The following is a 21,098-nucleotide window of genomic DNA, read 5'->3' as shown; positions in this document are numbered from 1 at the left end:
GAGATCGCCGCCATTCACGTACCCGGCTTCTGCGACCGGCGGATCGCGGCGGAATCGGCCGCGAAAGCGGTACGGCACAAGGCGCCGGGAAATTGTCACAAGAAATATACGAGTACCGTCGGACGGGTTTGTCTGCCGCATATCGACACGGCGTGGGAACCCGAGCCGACCGTCCGGTACCGCGCTGCCGCATTCCCTTCCCCGCTGTGTGGCTCCGCGCCGTCCTGACGCGCGCCCGTTGTGCGAGAGGTCTACGAAAGTGACGTTCGACGAACAGGACGGCGTACGGCCCGGCGGGACGCCGGGCGGTGCCTCGGACACCGGCCGGGCCACTCCGCGCGCGACGCTGGGCGAACTGTTCACCCGGCAGGCGGACCGGACGCCCGGCGCCGTCGCCGTGGTGTGCGGCGGCCTGCGGATGACGTACGGGGAGGTGGAGGCCGCCGCCAACCGGCTGGCGCGCGTGCTCCTCGCCCGGGGCGCCGGCCCGCGGCGGATGGTGGCGGTGGCACTGCCGCGCACGGCGGACCTGGTCGTGGCCGTACTGGCGGTGCTCAAGTGCGGGGCGGCCTATGTGCCGGTGGACCCCGGGTACCCGGCCGAGCGCGTCGCCTTCCTGCTGCGGGACACCGCGCCCGCCGCCGTACTGACGGTGTGCGAGGCGGCCGGCGGGCTGCCCGGCGGAGGCGGCGGCCCGGACGGCGTGCCCGTCGTCCTGCTCGACGACGACCGCACACGGCGGCTCCTGGACGACAACTCGCCCCTCACCGACGCCGAACGAGGGGGCCGGACGGGCCCGCGGGACTGCGCGTACGTCATCCACACATCGGACTCCACGGGCGCCCCCAAGGGCGTGGTGGTCACCCACCACAACGTGATCCGCCTGCTCACCGCCACCGCGCACTGGTTCGGCTTCGGCCCGGACGACACCTGGACCCTCTTCCACTCCTGCGCCTCCGACGTCTCGGTGTGGGAACTGTTCGGCGCGCTGCTGACCGGCGGCCGGCTCGTGGTCGTCCCGTACCGCGTCGGCCGGGCACCCGCCGAGTTCCTGGACCTGCTCGCCCGCGAGCGGGTCACCGTGCTGAACCAGACACCTACAGCCTTCTCCTCGCTGCTGGCCGCCGACCGCGAGAACCCCGGCGTGCTGCGGGGCGGACCGCTGCGCACGGTCGTCCTCGGCGGCGAGGCGCTCGACCCCGCCCGGCTCGCCGACTGGTACGACCGGCACCCGGACGACGCGCCGCTGCTGGTCACCATGTACGGCACGACCGAGACCACCGTGCACGCCACCTACGCCCCCTACGACCGGTTCCGCGCCCGGACCGGCGCGGCGAGCAACATCGGGGAGGCCGTGCCGGACCTGGCGCTGTACGTCCTGGACAACCGGCTGGGCGCGGTGCCGCCCGGCGGTACGGGCGAGCTGTACGTCGCGGGCGAAGGCCTGGCACGCGGCTACCTGAACCGTCCCGGGCTGACCGCCGAGCGCTTCGTGGCCTGCCCGTCCGGCCCGCCCGGGACCCGGATGTACCGCACCGGAGACCTGGTGCGCCGCGGGCCGGACGGCGGCCTGGACTTCGTCGGCCGCTCCGACGACCAGGTCAAGATCCGTGGGTTCCGTGTCGAGCCGGGGGAGGTGGAGTGCGCGCTCGCGGCCCATCCGGATGTCGCACAGGCGGCCGTGGCCGTCCACCACAGCGTGGACGGCGGGCCCGGCCTGGTGGGTTACGTCGTCCCGCACCCCGGCCCCGCGGATGCCGGAACCACCGCGCGCGCGGCGGGCACCGACGAGGCGCTGGCCGTCTGGCGGCAGGTGTACGACGACCTGTACGCAGCCTCCGGAGACCGGCCCGCGGCTCTGGGCGAGGACTTCGCGGGATGGCGGAACAGCGCCGACGGGCAGCCCATCCCGCTGGAGCAGATGCGGGAGTGGCGCGATGCCACGGTCGCCCGGGTACGGGACCTGCGGCCCCGCCGGGTCCTGGAGATCGGCGTCGGCACCGGCCTCCTCCTGGCCCGGATCGCCCCGCACTGCGAGAGCTACTGGGGCACCGACCTGTCCGCCGAGGCCGTCACCGGACTGCGCGGCAAGCTGGCGGCGGACCCGGACCTGGCCGCCCGCACCACGCTGACCTGCCAGGCCGCAGACGACACGCGGGGCCTGCCGGAAGGCGGCTTCGACGTCGTCGTACTGAACTCCGTCGCCCAGTACTTCCCCGACGCGGGCTACTTCCTCGCCGTACTGCGCGGCGCGCTCGACCGCCTCGCGCCCGGCGGCGCCCTCTTCGTCGGCGACGTACGCGACCTCCGGCTGGCCCGCCACTTCCACACCGCGACGCACCGGCAGCGCACCGGCACCCGGGGCGTGCGCGGCGCGGTACCGGACGGCGGCGCCCTGCCGGCCGCGGTCCGGCGGAGCCTGGCACGCGACAAGGAACTGCTGGTCGCGCCCGGCTTCTTCGCCGCTCTGCCCGACGGGCCGCTGCCCGAGGTGAGCGTGGTGGACATCCGCGTCAAACGCGGACGCCACCACAACGAACTGAGCCGTTACCGGTACGACGTGGTGCTGCGCAAAGGGCCGGTTCCCGTGGTCTCCCTGGCCGACGCGCCCTGTGTGCGGTGGGGGAGCGAGGTCCCCGGCCTGCCGTCCCTGGTCGAGCGGCTGAGCACCGGCCGCCCCGGCGTCCTGCGGGTGAGCGGCATCCCCAACGCGCGTCTGGACGACGCCGAAGAAACTGCCGGGCCGCTCGGCACCGGACCCACCGCCGACCCGGAGGACCTGCACGAACTGGCGGCGGCCGTCGGCTACCGGGCGCTCGTCACCTGGTCCGAGGAGGAGGACGGGAGCCTGGACGCCGTGTTCCTGCGGGAACAGGAGGAACACGCATTCACCGAAGGCGGCGCGCGCCCCGGGGCGGACGCCGTGGCGTACACCGATGTCCACCGCCCCGCGGTACGCGTCGCCGGCGACACGCGCTCCCTGCGGGCGTTCACCGGCGAGCCCGCCCGGCGCCGGGCCGTCGCCGCGCTGGCCGCCGCCGTACGCAGGTCCGTCGCGGCCCGGCTGCCGCAGCACATGGTCCCGTCCTTCGTCATGGTCCTCGACGAGCTGCCGATGACGGTGAACGGCAAACTGGACCGGCAGGCACTGCCCGAGCCGGACCGGGACGGCGACCTCGGCGGACGTGCACCGCGCGACGCCCGCGAGGAGATCCTGTGCGGTCTCTTCGCGGAGACCCTGAGCCTGCCCGAAGTCGGCCCGGACCAGGACTTCTTCGACCTCGGCGGGCACTCGCTGCTGGCGGCCGGACTGGTCAACAGGGTGCGGTCGGTCTTCGGCACGGAACTGGGCCTGCGCGCTGTGTTCGAGACGCCGACCCCCGGGGGCCTGGCCGCGCGGCTGACCACCGGCGGGCACCGCCGTCCCGCGCCGACGGACCGGGACCCCCGCCCCGCGGAGCTGCCGATGTCCTTCGCGCAGCGCCGGATGTGGTTCCTGCACCGCCTCGAAGGGCCCCGCCACACCCATCACGTCCCGCTCACCCTCAAGCTCTCCGGGCGGCTCGACCGGCCGGCCCTGGAAGCGGCACTGCGCGACGTCATGGTCCGCCACGAACCGCTGCGCACCGTCTTCCCGGAGGGCGGCAACGGGCCGAGTCAGTCCGTACTGCCCCCGGAGGCCGTACGGCTTCGGATGACGGTCACCGAGACCACCCCGGACGCCGTCCAGGGCCTGGTGCGCGAGGCGGCGTGCCAGGGGTTCGACCTCGCGGCCGAGCCGCCCGTACGGGCCCGCCTGTTCGTCCTCGGTCCCGAGGAACACCTGCTGTCCCTGACGCTGCATCACATCGCGGCGGACGGCTGGTCACTGGCGCCTCTGTGGCGCGACCTCTCGCACGCCTACGAGGAGCGCAGGCAGGGGCGGCCCCCTTCCTGGGCGCCGCTGCCCGTGCAGTACGCCGACTACGCCCTGTGGCACCACGAACTGCTCGACGCGGACGACGGCACCGGAGTCACCACGGCCGCCGCACAACTCGCCTACTGGACGGGGAAGCTGGCCGGACTGCCGGAACGGATCGCGCTGCCGTACGACCGGCCGCGCCCGGAAGAGCCCACCGGAGCGGGCGGGACCTGCCGCTTCCAGTGGGACGACGCGCTCACCGAAGCGGTGCGCGCGCTGGCGCGGGAGTGCGGCGCGACCCCCTCCATGGTGGTGCAGGCGGCACTCGCCGCACTTCTGACGCGACTGGGCGCGGGCGAGGACATTCCGATCGGCACCCCCGTGGCCGGACGCACCGACGAGGTGCTGCACGACCTGGTCGGCTTTTTCGTCAACACGCTGGTGCTGCGCGTCGACACCTCGGGCGCACCGGACTTCCGCTCCCTGCTCACCCGCGTACGGGAGACGGTCCTGGAGACGTACGCCCATCAGGACGTGCCGGTCGAACGGGTCGTCGACGCGCTGCGGCCGGGCCGCCCCGGCGACCGTCACCCGCTGTTCCAGACCATGCTGGTCTGGCAGAACACCCCCGATACGGCCCCCGTACTGTCCGGCACCACCGCCGAGGCACGGGTACTGGACACCGGCGCCCTCGTCACCGACCTGGAAATCAGCATCACGGAGACGCCCGGCGGCGCCGGAGCGGGCGCGGTGACCGGTGCCGCCCACTTCAACGCCGACCTCTTCGACCGCACCACCGTCGAGACCTTCCTGGACCGGCTGCGGCGTCTGCTGACGGACGTGACCGCCGACCCGGACCGGACGATCGACGGACTCGACGTGCTCACGGCAGAGGAACGCGCCGCTGCCCTGGAGGAGCAGAAGACGGACACCGAAGGCCGGGACCCGCGTCCGGCCCTGCTGCCGGAGCTGTTCGCGGACCAGGCGGCCCGCACGCCCGGCGCGCCGGCCGTGACGCTCCGCGGCACCACCTTGACCTACGGCGAACTGGACGCCGCCGCCAACCGGCTCGCCCGGCTGCTCATCGAACGCGGCGCGGAACCCGAACGGTTCGTGGCCCTGGAACTGCCGCGCTCGTCCGACCTCGTCGTCGCCGTCCTCGCGGTGCTGAAGACCGGCGCGGCCTACGCGCCGATGGAACCGGACCGGCCCGCCGGGCACAACGCGCAGATCCTGCGCGCCACCCGCCCGGTACTGCTCCTCACCACCCGCACACCGACGACAGCGCCCCCTGTTCCGCACCTCGTATGGGACGGCCCCGAACTGGCCGACGCCCTCCGCCGGTGCTCCGACGCGCCCGTACGCGACCACGAGCGCCGCCGTCCGCTGCTCCCCGCGCACCCGGCGTACGTCATCCACACCTCCGGCTCCACCGGCGAGCCCAAGGGCGTCGTGGTCCCGCACCACGCCGTGGCCCGCCTGCTCGGCGACACACCCGCGCTCGGCTTCCGCCCCGACGATGTCGCGCCCCTGCTCCACTCCTCCGTAACCGACCCGACGCCCCCGCAAGGAGCCGACGCCGTGACCAACCCCTTCGAGAACCCGGACGCCGCCTACCTCGTCCTCGTCAACGACGAGAACCAGTACTCCCTGTGGCCCGCGGCGGCCGAACTGCCCGGCGGCTGGAGCGTCGTGCACGGCGAGGACACGCGGCAGGGCTGCCTGGACCACGTGACGCGGCACTGGACCGACATGCGGCCGAAATCCCTCGCCGATGCGATGGACGCCGCGACGGACCCGGGCCCCGCCGCCTGACGGAACACACCGGCCAGGAGACCGGCAGGCCGGTCCGTGGGGCTGCGGCCTATCTGCGCCGCTCCGACGGGCCGGGGTCCTCACGGGGATCGAGCCCCAGGGCGTCGATCAGCATCGCCAGATCCTCCGCGCTCTCGGCACGCCCCGCGAGCACCAGGCGTGCCTGCCGGCGCTCCCGGTCGTGTGTGTGCCGTGCCGGGTCCGGCGCCGGGCCGGTGGTGTGGATGTCCTCGCTCATGACGGCCATGATCGGTGATCGGTCCCCTTCGGCGCGTGCCGGACGGGTCACTTTGGCCAAGTCTCTTCTGCGGCCCATATCCGCCGCCCACCTCTCCTTCCGCAGCTCCCGTCCCGCATTCCCCCGGCCACTGTGAGACACGACTCGGCGCACCGGGTGGCCCGGGCCCGTATCCGGTTGTTAGGGAGGGAACATGAGTACGGAGAACGAGAACACGACGGAGACCCACGCACCGGCCACGACCGACGTACCGCCCACCCTGACCGTGACGGCCGTGAGCACCATCGAACCGACCGCCCCCGAAGACCGCGGCTCCGATTCCTGGATGGTCATCGAGACCGCCGAACAGGGCCAGCTCCTGCTGAACCTGCCGGGCCCGCTGTTCCAGGCGGTCAAGCAGGCGGCGTACCTCCCGTCGCACCTCGCGGGCGACGGCCGGCTGCCGCTGAGCCGGCAGGACAGTGCCGCCTACCGTGAGCGCATCGCCGCTCTGTCCGCCCGGAACTGAGCGCCCGGCGCCGCTACGGCAGATACCGTTCGATCGCCGCGGCCCCCTTCTCCTCGATGAGCCTGCGGGCCTTCTCGATCCGCTCGGGTGTCGGTTCCAGGCCCCTGGCCATGACCAGGTCCTCCGGATCGAACGGGCGCTCGCCGCCCGTGTAGAGCTCCCGCAGCCTCGCGCGGGCCTCGTCGGAACCCGGAGTGTCGTCCTTGCCCATGGCGCCTCCCGAAAGATCGCTCGGGTCGGAGAGTCCCGCCGGGCCGGCAGTGCCTCCGCTGCTTCCATGATGGGGCCGGTCCGGTGGCTCCGCACGGCGTGCGGAGCCGCGTCCGTGGCCGGACCGCGGTGCGGGACGGCGGCAGCGCATGCCGCCGCGTCCATGACCGGACCGCGGTCTTCTCGCGCGGCGTGCCGTGTGCTTCTCTGGTCTGCCCGGGCCGGTGTGAAGTGCACCTGACATGAGCCGCCGGCCGTACGCGACCAGGGGCGGCCCGATGACCCAGCGCTGGGTGGTACCGCTGCTCGGCGTGGTGGCCCTGGCCCTGGTCGGGGCCTTCGGCTGGAGCGTCGTCTTCGCCTCCGACCCCATGGACACGCCGTCCGGCCCGCGTACGGGCGTGTCCCCGCCGGCCGCCGGCGGCGGTGCGCCCACCCCCGCGCCGCACACGTCCGCGGGGCACGGCGCGCCCGAGCCGCGGCGCCGTGCCGTACCCGCCCTCTACCTCGGTGACTCGCTGGCCATGGAGAGCGGCCAGGCCCTCGCCGAACGGCTCGGCGCGACCGGCCGGGCGAAGCTGCACAGCGCGCCGCACTCCGGCACCACGCTGTGCGACTACCTGACGGCCTGGCGGGGCCGGTCGCTGGTCCCCGACCGCGACAAGGCGGCCACGCTGGTACGGACGCTGCGCCCGCGTGTCGTGATCCTCCAGTTCTGGGGGAACGCCTGGGGCTACACGCCGTGCATGGCGGGCGCCACCCACGGCACGGCGGGCTACTACGACCGGTACGCCGCGGACGCGCGGGCACTGACCGACGAAATCGCCGCGGCGGCGCGGGCCGCCGGTCTCGCCCGGCCGAAGATCGTCTGGGCCTCCCAGGCCCCCGACGCCTTCCACCCGGACCGGGTCCGCCGGGTCAACGCCGTCTACGCGGCGCAGGCCGCCGCGTCCGGCGACCTGTACGCGGACGCGGGCCGTACGCTCGGCCCCGCCGACGACCGCTACCGGTGGGCCCGCCAACTGCCCTGCGACGCCTATGAACGCGCGCACCCCGCGTACTGCACCCACCCCGCCCCCGGCGGCGGCACCACCGACCTGCACCGCGTCGACGACGCCCTGCACTTCTGCCTGGCACCGACGACCACCACGCCCCGCGCGTGCCCCGTACGGTCGCCGGGCATCGGCCGCTTCGCCCGCGCCGTGGCGGCGACGGTCGACGGCTGGCTGCGCGGCGCCACCGGCTGACGGGGCGCTCCACACCACGGGGCCACCGGCCGGAGGACTCCCCGCAGCCGTCACAATCTAGGGGTGTCCAGATTCCACGCGCGCCGGCGAACGGCGATCGACCCGTCAGCCCCCTGCCCCTGCGGCCTGCAGGCCACCTACGGAGAGTGCTGCGCCCCCTTCCACCAGGGGCAGACGGCCGCCCCCACGGCCGAGCGGCTGATGCGCTCGCGCTACAGCGCCTTCGCGGCCGGCGACGCGCCGTACCTGCTGCGCACCTGGCACCCCGCGACACGCCCGGCGGACCTGGAGTTCGAGCCGGGGCAGCGGTGGACGCGCCTGGAGATCGTCGGTACGACGGGCGGCAGCGCCTTCCACAGCGAGGGCACCGTGGAGTTCCGGGCGCACTACACGCTGCGCGGCGAGTCCGGCGTACAGGAGGAGAACAGTCGCTTCGTGCGGGACGAAGGCGCCTGGGTGTATCTGAGCGAGCTGTGACCCGCCGGGCGGCGGTACGGGCCAGCGGTACGGGAAGCCGCCCGGCCCCGTACCGTCGCCCGCCGGCCCGCCCGGTTCAGCGCCCGCCGCGCAGCTGCTCCAGCTCGCGCCGGTCCCGCTTGGTGGGCCGACCGGCGCCGCGGTCGCGGTGGCCGACGGCGGCGACCTCCTCGCGGGGCGGCGGCGGGGGACTGTTGTCGACGAAGCACTCCGCGGCGACCGCGGCGCCGACCCGCTTGCGCACCAGTCGCGAGACCACGACGATGCGCTCGCGCCCGGCGTGCCGCAGGCGCACCTCGTCGCCCTCGCGCACCGCGTAGGCGGCCTTTACCCGCTCCCCGTTGACCCGTACATGTCCGCCGCGGCAGGCCGTCGCGGCCAGCGAACGCGTCTTGGTCAGCCGGACGGACCAGATCCAGCTGTCGACGCGTACCGTTCCCTCGTCTGAAGCCATGCACCGACTCTAAGGCCGCCGGTGGCCGACGGAGGCCCGAGCGCACACAAGGACGGGGCCGCGCGCGTCTCGCCTCATCATGCCGACGCCTTCTTGCCGCTCCGCTTCGCGGTGCTCTTCTTGGCGGTGGACTTCGCCGTCTTCGCCGCGGCCTTCTTCGCCCCCGAGCCTCCGCCGGCCGCCGCCTTCTTCCCGCCGGAGCCGCCCGACGCCTTGCCGGAGGCGGTCTTCTTCGCGGCGGACCCGGATGTCTTACGCGCTGCCGCGGTCTTTTTCGCCCCGCCGCCGGACGCGGTCTTCGCCGCCGCCTTCTTCGCCGTCTTACGGCCCCTGATCGGCGTGACCGACGCCGACTCCTCGTCCTGCTCCGCCCCGGCCTCCCCGCCGCCCTCGCCACGCGACTCACGCGCCGCCCGGACGCTGTTCTCCAGCGCCGCCATGAGGTCGATGACCTTGCCGCCGGTGCCGGGCGCGGCCCTCGGCGCGGTCGGCTCACCGCCCTCCAGCTTCGCGGCGACCAGCTCCTCGACGGCCTCCCGGTAGTCGTCGTGCAGTTCCGACTCGTCCAGTTCGCCGAGCGAGTCCATCAGCGTCTCGGCGAGGGTCAGCTCGCTCTCCCGGATCTCGATGTCGTCGCTCGGGGCGACGGCGCGCGCCGAGCGGATCTGGTCCGGCCACAGCAGCGTGTGCATGGCGATCACCCCGTCGTGCGACCGCAGCATGGCCAGCGTCTCCCGCCCGTGCATGGCCACCTTGCCGATCGCGACCTTCTCCTGGTGCTCCAGGGCCTCCCGCAGCAGGGCGTACGGCTTGGCCGCGGCGACGCCGTTGGGGCCCAGGAAGTAGGACTTGTCCAGCTGGAGCGGGTCGATCTCGTCCGCGCCGACGAAGGCCAGGATGGTCAGGGTCTTGGTCGTCGGCAGCGGCAGCCTGGCCAGGTCCTCGTCGGTGATCGGCACGATCGTGTCGTCCGCCGCCTGGTAGCCCTTGCCGACCTCCTCGTTGGGGACCTCCTCCCCGTCCAGCTCGCACACCTTGCGGTAGTGGATGCGGCCGCCGTCCTTCTCGTGGATGCGTACGAACGAGACCGAGGCGGTGCGCTCGGTCGCGCTGTAGGTCTTCACGGGGATGCTGACCAGCCCGAAGGAGACAGCCCCGTTCCAAACAGATCGCATGTCTCATCCCTCATGTGGGATTTATGTGGGATTGTCATCGTATGTCGCCAATCACCGTCGTGGAGGGGCGGCGGCTGTCGCTCACCAACCTGGACAAGGTCCTCTATCCGCGGACCGGCACCACCAAGGGCGAGCTGCTGCACTACTACGCCACCACCGCGGGCGCGCTCCTCGCCCACATCCACGACCGGCCCGTCTCCTTCCTGCGCTATCCCGACGGGCCCGGCGGCCAGACGTTCTTCACCAAGAATGTTCCGCCCGGGACCCCCGCATGGGTGAAGACCTGCGAGGTCCCCGGCAGCACGGCGAAGTCCCGGCAGCAGGTGCTGGTGCGCGACGTACCGACCCTGATGTGGGCCGCCAATCTCGTCGTGGAGCTGCACACCCCGCAGTGGACGGCCGCCGCGCCGCACGTCGCCGACCGCCTCGTCCTCGACCTCGACCCGGGGGAGCCGGCCACGGTCGTGGAGTGCTGCGGGGTGGCCCGGTGGCTGCGGGAACGCCTGGCGGCCGACGGTCTGAACGCGTACGCGAAGACCAGCGGCTCCAAGGGCCTGCACCTTCTCGTACCGATCGAACCGGCCCCCTCGGACGACGTCACCGCTTACGCCAAGAGCATCGCCGTCGAGGCCGAACGGGCCCTGCCCGGCCACGTCGTGCACCGGATGACCAAGGCGCTGCGGCCGGGGAAGGTCTTCATCGACTTCTCACAGAACTCGGCATCGAAGACCACCGCCGCGCCCTACACGGTGCGCGCACGCGGGCTGCCGACCGTCTCCGCGCCCGTGACCTGGGACGAGATCGAGGCCTGTACGGAGCCGGAGCAGCTCACGTTCCTCTTCGAGGACGTCGCCGTGCGCCGAGCGCGCCACGGCGACCTGCTCGCGCCGCTGCTCAACCTCAACCGGGCCCGCCCGCTGCCCCGCTGACGCGCGGCCGGACCCTACCGCACCGGACGCGTCCATTCCCCTCCGCGCCGACAGCCGCACCTGCGTTGATCGCGTGCGGTCTACGTCATTTGACGGAGGCAGCGCTGACACGGGCAGGTGCCACATTCCCTTGCCCGGGGTGTGAACGACGCCTTCCGCGTGCCCGGCACCCAGCCGGGACACGGCAGTTGCGGCCTCCCGAACGGTCGGGTGGGCGGGGCGATGTCACGGCACTATCGCCAAAAGCTGTCATCCGCGGGGACCTTGATTCCTTCACAATCCCGGTACCAAATCCCTCCCACGGATGAAGAGGTCCCCCATGAGACCCACCCGTACGGTTCTCACCGCCGTGCTCGGCCTCGGTCTGGCCGCCTCCCTCGGTACCGTCCCGGCGACCGCCGCCTCCGCCCCGGCCGCCCCCGCCGCGGCGAGCGTCTCCACCCCCTCCTCCATCGCCAAGTACGCCGGCTCGGCCGAGGAGGCCGCGGCGAACAAGGCGTTCTTCCAGGCCGTCATGAAGGCCGCCGCCGCCAAGCGCGCGGCGACGCCCGGCGTCCAGGCGGTCACCGTCACGTACAACGCGAGCAGCGCCCCCACCTTCCGCAGCCAGATAGCGCGCAGCACGCAGATCTGGAACAGCTCGGTGAACAACGTGAAGCTCCAGGAAGGCTCCAGGGGCGACTTCTCGTACCGCGAGGGCAACGACTCCCGCGGCTCCTACGCGAGCACCGACGGCCACGGCCGGGGCTACATCTTCCTCGACTACCGGCAGAACCAGCAGTACAACTCCACGCGCGTGGTGGCCCACGAGACGGGGCACGTGCTGGGCCTGCCCGACCACTACTCGGGCCCGTGCAGCGAGCTGATGTCGGGTGGCGGCCCCGGCACCTCCTGTCAGAACACCAACCCGAACGCGCAGGAGCGCGCCCGGGTGGACGCGCTGTGGCGCAACGGCCTCGCGGCGCGCCTCGCCCCGGCCTCCTGATCTCCTGAGGACTGCCGCGCGGCGGGGCTTCGCACCCCGTCGCGCGGCACGCGCATGTCCGGGGCCATTCGGTTCATCCGGGATATCCGGTCCCTCCGAGCCCTGCCGCGGTCCGGGCGGCATGGAGCGATATGCGTCACATCCGTCCGGTTTGGCGGAAGACGATCCGATGGTTTATCGTTCAATTGATCACGGGCCTGGTGGACCGTTCACCGAGAGGTGACCGACGTTCCCGCCCGTTCCCCGGACCGCCCCGGCCAGCTCCCCCCGTCTGGCCGGGGCATTCTCCGTTTCCGGCGCCGGCAGGCCATCCCACCCACGTCGGCGGCCCCCCATCCCTGTTACGGCGCGTGTCGGAAACCGATCGGGCCTCTTCGTCCGGCGACCGGCGCTGTAATGATCGTGACGCCGCTTCCCCCGCCGTGGAGGCGGCGGCCCCGGGCCGGTGGAATCCGTCCCGGACGGGCACACGAAGACGTGACGGGTCCGGCGGCGCGGCGCGCGGGCGCGGTGCCCGGCAGGACGGGAGGGAGCCGGCGTGTACGACACGGAGGTGGCCGTCGTGGGCGGCGGCGCCGCGGGACTCTCCCTCGCCCACCGCCTCTGCGACCCGCCGGCCGGCGCCCGCCGCCCCGAGGTCACCGTCCTCGACGCGCCGCCCGGCCCTCTGCGGCCCCCCGAACGCACCTGGTGCTACTGGGAGAAACCGGACGGTGAGTACGACGGCGTACTGGCCGCCTCCTGGGACCGGCTGCGCGTGCACGGTGCCGACGGGGCCCCGCTGACCGGACGCCCGGCGCCGCTGCGGTACAAGATGATGCGCTCCGGCGCGTTCGAGGAACTGGTGGGCGCACGGATCGCGGCCACGCCGTCCGCGCGCCGGATGACGGCCGTCGTCCAGGACGTGCGCCGGCTGCCGCGCGGCGCCGAGGTCCGCGGGGTCACGGCCGACGGCGCCCCGGTGCGGCTGCGGGCCCGCTGGGTCTTCGACTCCCGGCCGCTGCCCGCCCTGCCGCCCGCCCGTACCACCCTGCTCCAGCACTTCCACGGCTGGTTCGTCCGCACCGAGCGGCCCGAGTTCGACCCCACGACCGCCGACCTGATGGACTTCCGCACCCCGCAGCCGGACCACGGCCTGTCCTTCGGCTACGTCCTGCCGTTCGGCCCGCACGAAGCGCTGGTCGAGTACACCGAATTCTCCGCCGCCCCGCTCGACGAGGCCGCCTACCACCGCGCCCTGCGCCACTACCTCGCGGAGATCCGCCCGCTGGGCCCGTACCGGATCACCGCCTCCGAACACGGCGTCATCCCCATGACCGACGCGCGCTTCCCCCGCGCCGACGGGGCCGACGTGTTCCGCATCGGGGCCGCCGGCGGCGCCACCCGCCCGTCGACCGGCTACACCTTCGCCGCCGTCCAGCGCCAGACCCGGGCCATCGCCGCCGCCTTCCACCAGGGCCGCAACCCGGCCCCGCCGCCCCCGCACGCCGCGCGCTCGCGGCTGATGGACGCCGTCCTGCTGCGCGCCCTGGACAGCGGGCGCATCGACGGCGCCGGATTCTTCACCGGACTGTTCCGCGGCGTCCCGATGGAACGGCTGCTGCGCTTCCTGGACGGCGGCACCCGGATGCGCGAGGACCTGTCCATCGGCCTGCACACCCCCGTCCTGCCCATGCTGCGCACCGTGGCCGAACTGCCGCGACTGCGCCGCCGCCCGCCCGGCCCGTACCTGAAACACCGCGCCGGCGCCCACGCCGGTCACCGCCCCGCCCCGAACAGGAAGAGACCGTCCGATGACGACCCTCCCGCGTGACGCCGAACCCCCGGCCGTCGGGCGCGCTCCCCGCACCGTCGTGCCCCGCCGGGGCCGGGACCGGCGCGCCCGCGTCGTGCCGGCCCCGCCGGGCCGGGCCGCGATCACCGGCGAGGCGCCGCACGTGGCGGTGATCGGCGGCGGCATCGCCGGACTCGCCGCGGCCACCGGGCTCGCCGAACGGGGCGTACGGGTCACGCTGTACGAGCGGGAGCCGGGGCTCGGCGGCCGCCTCGCCGGGCGGCGCGTCCAGCTCACCGACGGCTCCAGGGCGACCATGACCCGCGGCTTCCACGCCTTCTTCCGCCAGTACTACAACCTGCGGGGGCTGCTGCGCCGGGCCGACCCGGCGCTGGCCGCGCTCACCGGCCTGCCCGACTACCCGCTGCGCCACAGCAGCGGCCTGCACGACAGCTTCGCGCACGTCCCGCGCACACCCCCGTGGAGCGCGCTCGGCTTCGCCCTGCTCAGTCCGACGTTCACCGTGCGCGAGCTGGCCCGGATGAACCCGCGCGCCGCGCTGCCGCTGCTCGACGTACGGGTGCCGGGTGTGTACGAACGCCTGGACGGCGTCAGCGCGCGGCAGCTGCTGGACCGCATCCGCTTCCCCGAAGCCGCGCACCACCTGGCGTTCGAGGTGTTCTCCCGCAGCTTCTTCGCCGATCCGGAAGAACTGTCGGCCGCCGAGATGGCCTTGATGTTCCACATCTACTTCCTCGGGTCCGGCGAAGGGCTGCTGTTCGACGTCCCCCGCGAGCCGTTCCCGCAGGCCCTGTGGGAACCGCTGGGCCGCTACCTGGCCGGTCACGGAGCGGCGCTGCGGACCGGCTGCGCGGTGGAGAGCGTGGAGTCCGTCCCCGGTGGCGCGGGCGTGACCGTACGGGGCGCACACGGCGCGACGCGGCACGACGCGGTGGTGCTCGCCCTCGACACCGACGGGCTGTGCCACCTGGTCGCGGCCTCACCGGGGCTGGGCGGCCGGGACTGGCGCGAGCGGGTGCTGCGGCTGCGGACCGCACCGCCGTTCCTCGTCTCCCGGCTGTGGCTCGACCGGCCGGTGGCCCCGGACCGGCCGGGCTTCCTCGGCACCAGCGGCTTCGGCCCGCTCGACAACGTCAGCGTGCTGGAGCGCTGGGAGGGGGAGGCGGCCCGGTGGGCGTCCCGCACCGGCGGCTCGGTCGTCGAACTGCACGCGTACGCGCTTGCCGCGGACACCGCCCGGCAGACGCGGCAGGACCGGCTGATCGACCAGTTGCAGCGCGTCTACCCCGAGACGCGCGAGGCGAAGGTCGTCGACGCCCAGCACGAGTGGCGGGCGGACTGCCCGCTGTTCCCCGTGGGCGGCTACCACGACCGCCCCACCGTGCACACCCCCGACCCGGCGGTGGTGGTCGCCGGCGACCTCGTACGCACCGAACTCCCGGTGGCCCTGATGGAACGCGCGGCCACCACCGGCTTCCTCGCCGCGAACGCCCTGCTGGCACGGTGGGGCGTGCGCGGCCAGACCCTGTGGACCGTCCCGGACCGCGGCCGGTCGGCGGTGCTGCGCGGGCTGGCGCGGGTGGCGGGCACCTGAGGCACCCGTACCGCGGGCATGCCGAAAAGCCCGTGCCGTGCCGTCGGCGGAGGTGCAGACTCACTCCATGGGGGACATGCGGGCATTTCGAAACGCGGTCAGCGGCTGGGCGGCCGGCGGTCCCGGCGGGCCGGCCGGTGATCTGGCCGTGCGGCTCGAAGTCCGCACGGCGGTGCTGCTGGAAGGGCCGAGCGATCTCGCGGCCGTCGAGGCGCTGGCCGTACGCCGCGGCCGGGACCTGGCCGCCGAGGGCGTGTGCGCGCTGTCGATGGGCGGGGCGATGAGCGTCGGCCGCTACGCGGGCCTGCTGGGGCCGCCCGGCCTGGGCCTGCGCCTGACAGGACTGTGCGACGAGGGCGAACAGCGCTTCTACGACCGCGGCCTGGAGCGAGCGGGGGCGCCGCGCCGCGGCGTCTTCGTGTGCGTGAAGGACCTGGAGGAGGAACTCGTCCGCGCGCTGGGCCCGGCGCGGGTCGAGGAGATCGTCCGCGCCGAGGGAGACCTCCGTGCCTTGCAGACCTTCCTGCGCCAGCCCGCACAACACGGACGGCCCCGGCAGCAGCAGTTGCGGCGCTTCCTCGGCACGAAGAAGGGCCGCAAGATCCGCTACGGCCGCCTCCTCGTCGAAGCCCTCGAACCGGAACAGGTACCGGCCCCGCTCGACGCCCTGCTCACGAGCCTGTGAGGGCGGCGCGACGGTCGGCCGTCCCGGCCCGCCGCGTCGCATGACAGGCGTCGGGGGACTCCGTAAACTCGACAATCCCGTTGTCGGAAGAGGAAATCCGGTTGTCGAACGTGTCGAGTGACCCCCCTGGTTTCGAGCTGCCGCTGCGGCTGTTCCTCGCCTTCCGCGTGCTCGTCGACGAACTGCACGACGAACTGGCGCGCCGGGGGCACCCCGACGTCCGGCCGATGCACGGCTTCGTCTTCCAGGCGATCGGCCCGGACGGCAGCACCGCCGCGGAGCTGGGCCGGCGGCTCGGCGTCTCCAAACAGGCCGCGGGCAAGACGGTCGACTCCCTGGAGCGCCTCGGCTATGTGGAGCGCGGCGCGGACCCGCGCGACGCGCGGCGCAAGACCGTGCGCCTCACCGACCGCGGCCGGGACTGCCTGGCCTTGTCGGCAAGCATCTTCGACCGCCTCCGGGCCGACTGGGCCGGGCGCCTCGGCGCGGACCGGCTGCGCGCGCTGGAAGCCGACCTGCGCAGCGTCACCCCGGCGGAACTGTTCCCCCTCGACGCGCCCGGCTGGTTCGGCAACGCGTGACGCCGGTACGCGGAGCCCGCGCGGGCCAGGGCCGGTGACCAGGGGCGTCACCGTTCGCCGTCCAGCAGCGCGTACATGAACATGTCCCTGCGCTCGGCCCCTACCTGCTGCCAGCTGCGCAGCAGTCCCTCGCGCCGGAACCCCACGCGCTCGGCCGTGCGCACGGACGCGGTGTTTCACGGTTCGACGTACAGCTCAAGGCGGGGAATCCACGGCCGCAGCGTGAATCCGTCCGGCGCCGTGAGTTCCGGCACGTCGAGTGGGTGTTCCATCCGCCCAGCCTGCCGCGGTCCGGCAGCAGGCCGTACGTCCTTTCGGCGTGCCGTACGGAGCAGCCGGGCCGCCGCGCCTTCCGTGGCGGCCCGGCCTGCGTCGCGCGTCCGTCAGCCGACGTCGATCCTGAAGGTGGACGTCGTGTTGCGGATGTTCTCCGCGTTGTCCCGCAGCGTCAGCCCGCGGAACGCCGCCGTGCCCACCGCCGGGCCCTGCCCCGGCTCGGGCATCTCGTTGGCCCAGATCCCGAAGCCGGACCGCGCGTCGTACTCGTCACCGCTCTTCTTCGCCCCGGAGACGGTCACGTCCGTCAGCTCCGTGTCCTGGACCGGGTTCTGCGGCCGCTGGCCGACGTAGTTCGTCTGGAACATGATCCCGTGGTACGTCGGGTCGGTGATCTCGGCGCCCTTCACCCGGATCGCACGGAAGGGCTTCGACGCCGAGAAGAGCCAGATGCCGGGGAACGTCTGGCCGTTCCAGAAGTGGCCGCCCGCGCGCTCGATCCCGAGGTTTTCGAACGTGGTCCGGCCGGGCCCGAAGCCGTTCATCGGGAATCCGAAGTCCAGCGAGGAGATGGTCACGCCCGAGTAGACCAGGGTGTCCGTGACACGGATGTTGCGGAAGGTGTTGAGCTGACCGCCGTAGACCGCCAGGCCCGCGGCCCGCCAGGTGAGCTTGGAGGTGAGGTTCTCGTAGACGTTGTTCGTCTGCTCGCCGCCGCCCGAGTCGAGCGCGGAGAACAGCGCGAAGGAGTCGTCCCCGGTGGACCGGGCCTCGTTGTCGGTCACCAGGTTGTCGGAGGAGCCGTTGGTCATGTTCAGGCCGTCGGCGAAGGTGTCGCGGATGCGGTTGTTCCGGAGCGTCATCCGGTCGGTGTCGGCGCCCCAGTAGAGGCAGACCATGTGCTCGGCCCAGATGTTCTCGATGGTGATGCCGGAGACGTTCTGGAAGTCGAAGACCTTGCCGGGCCCGTCGATCCGCGAGGTGTAGTTGCCGAAGTACGCGAAGCCGGCGAACGTCGAGCCGTTGGCGCCGTTGTCCGCGCGGAAGCCGACGTCGGAGTTCTGCTGTCCGGCGGGGGCGTGGAAGCGGGTGAACCACGGCCCGGCGCCGATCACCTTCACCGGCTTGAGGTAGACCTGGAACTTGCTGGAGGTTTCGTAGTCGCCCGGCGGCAGATAGACGCCCTGGATCGTGCCGGTGGTGTCCATGCGGGCCCTGTCCAGGGCGTTCTGCACGTCCTGGTGACCGAATCCGGCCGGCTGCACGAATGCTTGTGGGTTCGGGTTCGGCGCCGCGGAGACCTTCTCGAAGTCGGCGAAGTCGATGGCGTAGGAGGAGGCGTTGTCGGCGTCCTTCTGGAGCCGGATCTTGCTGCCCGCCGGTACGGTGCGGCCGAGGTCGAGGTGCGCCTCGTCGTAGATGTGCCGGGCCGGGCCCGCGCCCGGGTCGTTGACGGGGGAGGCCTCGGCGCCGTACAGCCAGGCGTACTTGGACGTCAGGTTGAGCGGCTTCGCCTTCGCCCCGTCCACGTAGACGTTGAGCGTCGCGTTCGTTCCGCCGCCGCCCGGCGCGTCCGGGATGGAGAAGCGGGTGACCAGGGTGTCGGTCGCCACCGGGGTGGTGAACTCCACGTACTGGCCGGTCCCCTTCAGTGTCACGGCCTTGCGCCCCGATGCCTCGCCCGCCAGATCACCGATCTTACGGTTGGGGCCGACCACCTGGGCGCCGCCGCCGGTGGCACCGGACTCCGCCTCGACGGTGGTGTACGGCATGGTGGCGCCGGTCGCGGCCCCGGCCCGCCGGGGTCCGGGCCGGGGCTTCCCGCGCGCCGGAGTGAACGCGGCGCGCGAAGAGCCCCCGCCCGCCGCGACGGTGCGGGTGGCCGTACGGCTGTCCGGGGACTGGTTGCCCGCCGTGTCCCGGGCCCGCACGGTGTAGACGGTCTTCCGCGCGGTGCCGCCGGGCGCCGTGGTGTCCTGCCAACGCGTCGCCGTCGCGGGCAGCCCGGTGCGCAGCCGGCCGTCGGCGTAGATGTCGTACCCGGCGGCCCCGGAGGTGCGCTCCCAGCTCAGCGTCGCGCCGTTCAGGTGGACGCCGCGGGGCGCCGATGGGGGTGTGGTGTCGCCCGCTGCCGCGCCGTACAGCGCGAGTTCGCCGACCCGGTGGGCGCCGACGACCTGGACGTAGCGTACGGGGGCGCCGTCCAGGCGCAGTGTGACCTTGCCTTTGCGGGCCTGCGCGTCGGACAGGTCCACGAAGTCGCGGCCGTTGACGGAGCCCTGGAGCTGGACCCGCTGGGCCTCGCCGGGCAGGGTGAGCTGGACCCGGTCCAGGCGGCGGGTCGCGCCGAGGTCGGCCCGTATCCAGCGGGAGGCGCTGCCCTTCGCGTACGAGGCCGGGTCACCGTCGTGCGCGCGGGCGGACCCGTCGCCGCTGAAGGTGGCCGGGAGGGGAGCCGCGCCTCCGCTGTTCGCCGGGGTTCCGGCAGAAGCGGTCTGCCAGCCGCTGAGCATCAGTCCGGTGCCGAGCACGGCGGCCAGTACGGGCCGCCAGGCCCTGCTGCGCGGTGGGAGGGTGCGTTGTGTGGTGCCCATGACATTCCCTTCCGTGGGGAGAGCGGGCGGCGGCCGTGCCCGGGTCAGGCCCGCAGCCAGACCGCCGTGTCCTGCGGCAGCGCGCCCACCGGTGTCAGCGGGCCGCTGGCCAGCAGAAGTTCGCGGTGCGGGGGAAGCCGCACGTCAGCCGTACCGAGGTTGACCACGCACAGCACGCTGCCGCCGCCCGGCACGCCGCGCGCGAAGGAGAGCACCCGCGGCGCTTGCGCGCGCAGCCAGCGCAGCGGCCCCGCGTCCCGGAACGAGCGGCGCAGCCGTAGCGCGGTCCGGTACAGCGCGAGCATCGAGTCCGGGTCGGCGGCCTGCCGTTCGGCCGCGTACCGCGACCAGTCCGCCGGGCGCGGCAGCCAGCTCGGGCCGTCGCCGCCCGAGCGCCAGGGCAGCGGCACCCGGCAGCCGTCCCGGCCCGGGTCCACACCGCCGGAACGGGCGTGCATCGGGTCCTGGACGAGGTCACGCGGGATCTCCGCCTCCGGCAGGCCCAGCTCCTCGCCCTGATAGAGGTAGACGGACCCGGGCAGGGCCAGGGTGAGCAGCGCGGCGGCGCGCGCCCTGCGCGTGCCCAGGGCGAGGTCGGTGGGGACCCCGAAGCGCTTGCGCTCGAAAGCGAAGCCGGTGTCCTCGGCCCGCCCGTAACGGGTGACCGTACGGGTCACGTCGTGGTTGGCCAGCACCCAGGTGGCGGGCGCGCCGACGGGGGCGTGTGCGGCGAGGGTGAGGTCGATGGAGGCACGCAGCTCGGCGGCGTCCCAGGGGCGGGCCAGGAAGTCGAAGTTGAAGGCGGTGTGCAGCTCGTCGGGGCGCAGGTAGCGGGCGAAGCGCTCGGCGTCCGGCAGCCAGATCTCACCGATCAGCACAGCGTCGTACTCCTCGGCCAGCCGCCGCCAGGAGCGGTAGATGCCGTGCAGTTCCGGCTGGTCGTGGAAGGGGTGCGGGCCGCCGTCGCCGGGCATGTCGGGCAGCCCGTCGGCCTTGGCGAGCAGCGCCGCGGAGTCGATCCGTACGCCCGCGGCGCCGCGCTCCAGCCAGAACCGCAGCACGTCCTCGTGCTCCCGGCGCACCGCCGGATGGCTCCAGTTGAGGTCCGGCTGCTCGGGGCTGAACAGATGCAGGTACCACTGGCCGCTCTCCGTACGCGACCACGGCACGCCGCCGAACTCGCTCACCCAGTCGTTCGGCGGCCCGGGGGAGGGCGGCCGGAAGTGGAACAGGTCCTGCTCCGGCGCTCCGGGGCCGGCGGCGAGCGCCGCCTTGAACCACGGGTGCTGGTCCGAGACGTGGTTCGGCACGATGTCCACGACGGTGCGCAGGCCCAGCCCGCGCGCCTCGGCGAGCAGCGCCTCCGCCTCGGCGAGGGTGCCGAAGGCCGGGTCCACGGTGCGGTAGTCGGCGACGTCGTAACCGCCGTCGGCGAGGGGCGAGAGGTACCAGGGGGTGAACCACAGCGCGTCCACACCGAGTTCCGCCAGGTACGGCAGCCGGGCGCGGACCCCGGCCAGATCGCCGGTGCCGTCGCCGTTCCCGTCGGCGAAGGAGCGGACGTACACCTGGTAGATGGCAGCGCTGCGCCACCAGTCCGTGCGGGACAAAGGAGGAGTCCTTTCGTACGGAGC

The 21,098-nt window shown here is 73.5% G+C and carries 15 protein-coding genes and 2 pseudogenes; 10 read left to right on the top strand and 7 right to left on the bottom strand.

What is annotated here, in order from left to right:
• Positions 1-259: 259 nt before the first annotated feature.
• Positions 260-5,716 (top strand): amino acid adenylation domain-containing protein, encoded by a 5,457-nt coding sequence (locus ACFV57_RS21110; RefSeq protein WP_385234272.1) that lies wholly within the window; start codon positions 260-262, stop codon positions 5,714-5,716.
• Positions 5,717-5,765: 49 nt separating this feature from the next.
• Here the strand turns inward: ACFV57_RS21110 and ACFV57_RS21105 are convergent, their stop codons facing one another.
• A complete protein-coding gene (locus ACFV57_RS21105) occupies positions 5,766-5,954 on the bottom strand; it encodes a hypothetical protein (protein ID WP_385234269.1) in 189 nt (62 codons plus the stop codon).
• Between the two features lie 193 nt (positions 5,955-6,147).
• Between ACFV57_RS21105 and ACFV57_RS21100 the strand changes: the two genes are divergently transcribed.
• Entirely contained in the window at positions 6,148-6,462 is a 315-nt protein-coding gene (locus ACFV57_RS21100) for a hypothetical protein (protein WP_385234266.1), read from the top strand.
• A 13-nt stretch (positions 6,463-6,475) separates the two neighbouring features.
• Here ACFV57_RS21100 and ACFV57_RS21095 read toward each other — a convergent pair whose 3' ends face one another.
• The gene (locus ACFV57_RS21095; protein WP_385234263.1) at positions 6,476-6,673 is read right to left on the bottom strand and encodes a hypothetical protein; all 198 of its coding nucleotides are present in this window, start codon (positions 6,671-6,673) and stop codon (positions 6,476-6,478) included.
• Positions 6,674-6,950: 277 nt separating this feature from the next.
• On the opposite strand from ACFV57_RS21095, the gene ACFV57_RS21090 reads away from it, so the two are divergent.
• Entirely contained in the window at positions 6,951-7,919 is a 969-nt protein-coding gene (locus tag ACFV57_RS21090) for an SGNH/GDSL hydrolase family protein (RefSeq protein WP_385234490.1), read from the top strand.
• 63 nt (positions 7,920-7,982) lie between these two features.
• A complete protein-coding gene (locus ACFV57_RS21085) occupies positions 7,983-8,396 on the top strand; it encodes a YchJ family protein (protein ID WP_385234260.1) in 414 nt (137 codons plus the stop codon).
• Positions 8,397-8,472: 76 nt separating this feature from the next.
• Here ACFV57_RS21085 and ACFV57_RS21080 read toward each other — a convergent pair whose 3' ends face one another.
• Positions 8,473-8,850 carry an RNA-binding S4 domain-containing protein gene (locus ACFV57_RS21080; protein WP_385234257.1) on the bottom strand — a complete coding sequence of 126 codons (378 nt, stop codon included), beginning with the start codon at positions 8,848-8,850 and terminating at the stop codon, positions 8,473-8,475.
• Between the two features lie 77 nt (positions 8,851-8,927).
• Positions 8,928-10,025: a Ku protein gene (locus tag ACFV57_RS21075; protein ID WP_385234254.1), complete on the bottom strand. Its 1,098-nt coding sequence runs from the start codon at positions 10,023-10,025 to the stop codon at positions 8,928-8,930.
• Positions 10,026-10,066: 41 nt separating this feature from the next.
• Between ACFV57_RS21075 and ligD the strand changes: the two genes are divergently transcribed.
• The 6 genes from ligD to ACFV57_RS21045 all read left to right on the top strand — a co-directional run bounded on the left by ligD (position 10,067) and on the right by ACFV57_RS21045 (position 16,594).
• Positions 10,067-10,954: a non-homologous end-joining DNA ligase gene (gene ligD / locus ACFV57_RS21070; protein ID WP_385234251.1), complete on the top strand. Its 888-nt coding sequence runs from the start codon at positions 10,067-10,069 to the stop codon at positions 10,952-10,954.
• Positions 10,955-11,273: 319 nt separating this feature from the next.
• Positions 11,274-11,939 carry a snapalysin gene (gene snpA / locus ACFV57_RS21065; protein WP_385234249.1) on the top strand — a complete coding sequence of 222 codons (666 nt, stop codon included), beginning with the start codon at positions 11,274-11,276 and terminating at the stop codon, positions 11,937-11,939.
• 538 nt (positions 11,940-12,477) lie between these two features.
• A complete protein-coding gene (locus ACFV57_RS21060) occupies positions 12,478-13,752 on the top strand; it encodes a lycopene cyclase family protein (protein ID WP_385234246.1) in 1,275 nt (424 codons plus the stop codon).
• The gene (locus ACFV57_RS21055) at positions 13,733-15,328 is read left to right on the top strand and encodes an FAD-dependent oxidoreductase (protein WP_385234243.1); all 1,596 of its coding nucleotides are present in this window, start codon (positions 13,733-13,735) and stop codon (positions 15,326-15,328) included. The genes ACFV57_RS21060 and ACFV57_RS21055 overlap by 20 nt, the downstream gene beginning before the upstream one ends.
• Positions 15,329-15,395: 67 nt before the next feature.
• Positions 15,396-16,013, top strand: coding sequence for a TOPRIM nucleotidyl transferase/hydrolase domain-containing protein (locus ACFV57_RS21050; protein WP_385234239.1), 618 nt, complete (start codon positions 15,396-15,398; stop codon positions 16,011-16,013).
• Between the two features lie 110 nt (positions 16,014-16,123).
• The gene (locus tag ACFV57_RS21045) at positions 16,124-16,594 is read left to right on the top strand and encodes a MarR family winged helix-turn-helix transcriptional regulator (RefSeq protein WP_385234236.1); all 471 of its coding nucleotides are present in this window, start codon (positions 16,124-16,126) and stop codon (positions 16,592-16,594) included.
• Positions 16,595-16,977: 383 nt separating this feature from the next.
• Here ACFV57_RS21045 and ACFV57_RS21040 read toward each other — a convergent pair.
• From ACFV57_RS21040 to ACFV57_RS21030, 3 genes and pseudogenes are all read right to left on the bottom strand, one after another.
• Positions 16,978-18,651 (bottom strand): annotated as a pseudogene (locus ACFV57_RS21040) (glycosyl hydrolase); the annotation flags it as partial.
• 405 nt (positions 18,652-19,056) lie between these two features.
• A pseudogene (locus ACFV57_RS21035) lies at positions 19,057-19,383 on the bottom strand (discoidin domain-containing protein); the annotation flags it as partial.
• Between the two features lie 125 nt (positions 19,384-19,508).
• A complete protein-coding gene (locus ACFV57_RS21030; protein ID WP_385234233.1) occupies positions 19,509-21,074 on the bottom strand; it encodes an alpha-amylase family glycosyl hydrolase in 1,566 nt (521 codons plus the stop codon).
• Positions 21,075-21,098: the final 24 nt, after the last annotated feature.

The organism is Streptomyces sp. NPDC059788 (assembly GCF_042732265.1).
GTDB lineage: Bacteria > Actinomycetota > Actinomycetes > Streptomycetales > Streptomycetaceae > Streptomyces.
Note: the sequence above shows the minus strand (reverse complement) of the source record. Positions and strands in the feature narration are given on the sequence as shown.